General features: G+C 73.0%; 6 protein-coding genes and 1 tRNA gene. 1 reads left to right on the top strand and 6 read right to left on the bottom strand.

The window, feature by feature from the left end:
* The coding region (locus I53_RS23235) for a cob(I)yrinic acid a,c-diamide adenosyltransferase (protein ID WP_043355189.1) at positions 1 to 174 on the bottom strand (174 nt) is incomplete at its 3' end.
* Positions 171 to 713, bottom strand: coding sequence for a bifunctional adenosylcobinamide kinase/adenosylcobinamide-phosphate guanylyltransferase (gene cobU / locus I53_RS23240; protein ID WP_182592913.1), 543 nt, complete (start codon positions 711 to 713; stop codon positions 171 to 173). The genes cobU and I53_RS23235, both read right to left, overlap by 4 nt.
* A 118-nt stretch (positions 714 to 831) precedes the next feature.
* Here cobU and I53_RS23245 point away from each other — a divergent pair.
* Positions 832 to 907, top strand: a tRNA-Glu gene (locus I53_RS23245).
* A gap of 339 nt (positions 908 to 1,246) precedes the next feature.
* Here the strand turns inward: I53_RS23245 and I53_RS35990 are convergent.
* The 4 genes from I53_RS35990 to I53_RS23260 form a co-directional block, all read right to left on the bottom strand.
* Positions 1,247 to 1,420, bottom strand: a complete 174-nt coding sequence (locus I53_RS35990) for a hypothetical protein (RefSeq protein ID WP_306307448.1) — start codon at positions 1,418 to 1,420, stop codon at positions 1,247 to 1,249.
* A gap of 314 nt (positions 1,421 to 1,734) precedes the next feature.
* The gene (locus I53_RS23250) at positions 1,735 to 2,127 is read right to left on the bottom strand and encodes a DUF305 domain-containing protein (RefSeq protein WP_043355193.1); all 393 of its coding nucleotides are present in this window, start codon (positions 2,125 to 2,127) and stop codon (positions 1,735 to 1,737) included.
* Between the two features lie 25 nt (positions 2,128 to 2,152).
* Entirely contained in the window at positions 2,153 to 2,518 is a 366-nt protein-coding gene (locus I53_RS23255) for a hypothetical protein (protein WP_043355195.1), read from the bottom strand.
* Between the two features lie 19 nt (positions 2,519 to 2,537).
* Positions 2,538 to 4,324, bottom strand: a 1,787-nt coding sequence (locus I53_RS23260; protein WP_043355197.1) for an efflux RND transporter permease subunit, incomplete at its 5' end; no start/stop codon positions are given.

Here is a 4,324-nt window from a genome sequence, read left to right on the forward strand (position 1 = left end):
GCCGCGGCCGAGCGCCCGCAGCATCAGCCCCAGCGCCGCCGTGCTCTTGCCCTTGCCCGGACCGGTATGGACGAGGAGCAGGCCCCTCTCGAGGGTCTTGGCGGCCACCTCGGCATCCTGGACGGCCTTGCGCTTCTCCATCTTGGCGCGGTGGCGGGCGTCGTCGTCGCTCATGCGGAGGCTCCTGCGGTGGGGGCTTGCGGCTTCACGACCAGCGGCAGGCCGGCCACGGTGAGCACGACCCGGTCGGCCCGGGCGGCGAGCTGCTGGTGCAGGCGGCCGGCTGCGTCGCGGAAGCGGCGGGCGAGGGCGTTGTCGGGCACGATCCCGAGCCCGACCTCGTTGCCGACCAGCACCACCGGGCCGGGCGCGCCGGCGCAGGCTTCGAGGAGGCGCGCCGTCGCAGCGTCCAGATCGGCCTCGGCGAGGATCAGGTTGGTGAGCCAGAGCGTGAGGCAATCGACCAGGACCGGCCCTTCGGACGCGGCGACCGCCTCCGGCAGGGCGAGCGGCACGTCGCGGGTGCGCCACGCCCCGGCGCGCCGGGCGCGGTGCTGGGCGATGCGCGCGACCATCTCGTCGTCGAAGGCCTGCGCGGTGGCGAGATACAGCCACGGGCCGGGGCAGGCTTCGATCAACCCCTCCGCGTAGGCGCTCTTGCCGGACCGCGCCCCGCCGAGGACGAGGGTCATGCGAGGGGGGGATTGGGGCATCTTTCCTCCATCGCCCCAACCCGGCCCGCGGTCAAACCTGGGTCCTGTGGCACCAGTGCCGCGCATGAACGGTTGCCGGGCGTCTCCGGTCCGACTATAGAACCCCGGCCTAGCCAGAGCGCCCTTCGTCTAGCGGTCCAGGACGTCGCCCTTTCACGGCGAAAACACGGGTTCGATTCCCGTAGGGCGCGCCAGCACATTCAAGCCCGTAGCTGAAGGTGCTGGTGCGGCTCACATGGCTGTTTCACACCGTTCGCTCAGACCGTGTCAGGCCATGGATGCCAGCCCATGGACCCGCGAGTGATGCCCGTTCGGCACGTGAGGGGCGTACGCGGCCCGCTCGGAGGCTGACCGTCCCGTGGTGGTGCGCCTCCAGCGTGGCGTGCCGCCCGCGGAAGGGGCCTCAGTCCACGGCGAGCGGGCGCCGACGGGCCGGACCACATGCCCCACGCGTCTCAGCCGGGGGGCCGGATCGCCGGGTTGAAGAGCCGCAGGGAGCGGCCGGCCCCGCGGGAAGAGGCCGACGACCCCGCTCACGGGGGCATCGCCAGCATCCGGACCGCCAGGGCGACCATCATCACGCTCTCGGTCAGCGCGACGAAGCCGGGCGGCACCGTGCTCGCCCCGCCGGCGCAGGCGCACTCGATGTCGCGCCCTTCGAGGTCGACCGCCTTGAACACCGCGTTGGCCGGCACGGAGGTCGGCATGTTCGGGCGTGGGCCGCCTTGCCGAGACGGCGCCGCAGGTCGTCGATGAAGGTCCGGGGCGTCGGTTTGACCGGGGGCTCGTCCTTGAGGCGTTCGGCCTCATCGCGGGCCGTGAGCCTGCGGTCCTCGACCGCGAAGCCCTCGCATTCGCGCAGGTCCTCGGCCTTCAGGCCGGAGGGACAGAGGCGCTCGGAGGGGGCCATGCGGTGGAGCGTGGCCTTGCGGGCGGCGTGCCTCGGTTGCCCCTGGACAAGCGCGGGTGGAATCGGGACGCGGGCCGGGCGCCCCTGTCGGCGGCCCGGCCCCGGCGGCGACTACCGGCCGTGCCGCTTCAGCCACGCCTCCATGTCGGCGATCTCCGTGGTCTGGTCGGCGATGATCTTCCGGGCCATCGCCTGCGTGGCGGGGTCCCGGGCGTATTTCAGCGCGACCTCGGCCATGGCGACCGCGCCCTTGTGGTGCGGGATCATGTGCGTGCGGAAGTCGACGTCGGGGTCGCCGGTGTAGGGGACGTCCATGTCCCTCATCATCGTCTGGTCGGCGGCCTTGAACGCCCGGGTCGAGGCGTCGTCCTTCGGGTCCGGCTTCATCGATCCCCTCCCCTGGCCGGACATGGAACCGTGGTCGTGCAGGCCCTGTGTGCGGGCGGTGCCGGCGAGGCCTGCGGTCAGCAGGGCGGCGGCGAGGAGGGTCCGGGCGACGGTCATGGAAGAGATCCCTTCGGTGGTCGGTTCAGTTGAACTTGCCGCTGACGGTGGCCCCGTCCGGGGCGGCGAGCTGCACGGCGCCCTTCGGGCGGTCGCCGAGCGCCGCCGGGGCCTTCCCGGTCAGGCGGTTGCCGTCGGCCGGCTCCAGCGGCACGCGGGCGGGCTTGCCGCCGGCCACGAGGATGGCCGTGCCCCTGAAACCCGCGACGGGGACCGGCGCCTGCGTGCCGTCCGACACGTAGACGTCGACGGTCTCGCCCCGGGTGACGAGTTCGACGTGGAAGTCGCCGGCGTCGGCGACGCGCCCGCCGTGCCGGCCCGCAGTCTCGTGGGCGTCGGCGGCGGTTGCGGCCAGCAGGCCGGCGGCAAGGGTCATGCTCGTTCGGATCATGCGCGTGTCTCCTCGGGGGTCAGTACGCCTCGGCCGGGCGCGGGGGCGTGCCCGACGGCGATGGGTGGGCCGGGGCTTCGGCGTGGAGGGCGCGCAGCCGTTCCAGCGACGTGCGGCCGAAGCGCAGGAACAGGACGGGGGTCAGGACGGTGTCGAGCAGCGTCGCGCTGACGAGGCCGCCGAAGATCGTCACCGCCACCGGGTGCAGGATTTCCTTGCCGGGGCTCGCCGCATCGTAGAGCAGCGGCACCAGCGCGACGCCCGCCGAGAGCGCCGTCATCAGCACGGGGGTCAGCCGCTCCAGGCTGCCGCGCACCGCGAGGTCGGGCCCGAACGGCACGCCCTCGTGCAGCGACAGGTTCAGGTAGTGGCTGATCTTCAGGATGCCGTTGCGCGCGACGATCCCGGTCAGCGTGATGAAGCCGATCATCGACGCCACCGAGAGCGGCTGGCCCACGAGCCAGAGGGCGGCCACCGAGCCGATGAGCGCCAGCGGGACGTTGCCCATGATGATCAGGGCGAGGGCGGCCGAGCGGTAGCGGCTGAACAGGATGGCGAAGACCAGGGCCAGGGACAGCGCGGAAAGCGCCGCGATGGTCCGGCTCGCCTCCTCCTGCGCCTGGAAGGTGCCCTCCAGGCTGGTGAAGAAGCCGGGCGGCAGCGGTTCCTTGGCCACGGCCTCGCGGATGGCCGCCACGACGGTCGCCATGTCGCTTGCGCCGTCGGTGTTGGCCTGGACGACGATGCGGCGGCGGGCGTTCTCGCGCAGGATCTGGTTCGGCCCGTCCGTCTCGCGGATGTCGGCCACCTGCCGCGCCGGCACCCAGCCCGACGGTGTCTCCAGGAGGAGATCGCCCAGCCCCGCGGTCGTCCGCCGGTCCTCGGACAGGCGCAGCACCACGTCGAAGCGGCGCACGCCATCCACGATCGTCGAGACCACCCGCCCGTTCGACAGGCGGCTGATCTGCTCGACGATTGCGGCCGGCTGAACCCCGTAGAGGGCCGCCCGGGTATAGTCGACCCGCACCTCCAGCTGCGGAATGCGCACCTGCCGCTCGACCTGCAGGTCGGCGAGGCCCGGAATCGCCGCCAGCCGGTCGCGCAGGGCGTTGGCCACCCGGCGCAGGCCGTCGAGGTCGTCGCCGAACACCTTCAGGGCGATCTCGGCGCGGACGCCCGAGAGCATGTGGTCGAGCCGGTGCGCGATCGGCTGGCCGACATTCACCGCCACCGGCAGGGCGGCGAGGCGTCCGCGGATGTCGGCGACGAGCGCCTCCTTCGGACGCGCGGCGTCCGCGTCGAGGGCGACCTCGATCTCGGAGGCGTGGACCCCCTCGGCGTGCTCGTCGAGTTCGGCGCGGCCGGTCCTGCGGCCCACCGCCTTCACGCCCCGGATGTCGAGGAGCAGCCGCTCGGCGATGAGCCCGACCCGGTCGCTCTCGGCGAGGGAGATGCCCGGGCGGAACGTCATGTTGACCGTGAAGGAGCCCTCGTTGAACGGCGGCAGGAAGGCCCGGGGCAGGTTCCAGGCGGCCACGCTCGCGGCCGCCACCGCCACGGCGACGGCGCCGACGAGCCGGCCCTTGTGCCGGAAGGCGGCCCCCAGCAGGGCGGCGTTGGCCCGCTTGAGCAGGGCCAGGAAGCGGCTGTCGTGTTGCTCCAGGTTCCTGAGCCCCGGCAGCAGCAGGGAGGCCAGCACCGGGGTCAGGGTGATGGAGGTGAGCAGGCTCGCCAGGATGGAGATGATGTAGGCCTGCCCCAGGGGGGCGAAGAGCCGGCCCTCGATGCCCGACAGCGCGAAGAGCG

Source organism: Methylobacterium sp. B1, from assembly GCF_000333255.1.
Lineage (GTDB): Bacteria > Pseudomonadota > Alphaproteobacteria > Rhizobiales > Beijerinckiaceae > Methylobacterium > Methylobacterium fujisawaense.

Bases quoted from the DNA above. Each gene is read 5' to 3' on its own strand.
- cobU (WP_182592913.1), bottom strand. From the start codon at position 713: ATGCCCCAATCCCCCCCTCGCATGACCCTCGTCCTCGGCGGGGCGCGG.
- I53_RS35990 (WP_306307448.1), bottom strand. From the start codon at position 1,420: ATGCCGACCTCCGTGCCGGCCAACGCGGTGTTCAAGGCGGTCGACCTC.
- I53_RS23250 (WP_043355193.1), bottom strand. From the start codon at position 2,127: ATGACCGTCGCCCGGACCCTCCTCGCCGCCGCCCTGCTGACCGCAGGC.
- I53_RS23255 (WP_043355195.1), bottom strand. From the start codon at position 2,518: ATGATCCGAACGAGCATGACCCTTGCCGCCGGCCTGCTGGCCGCAACC.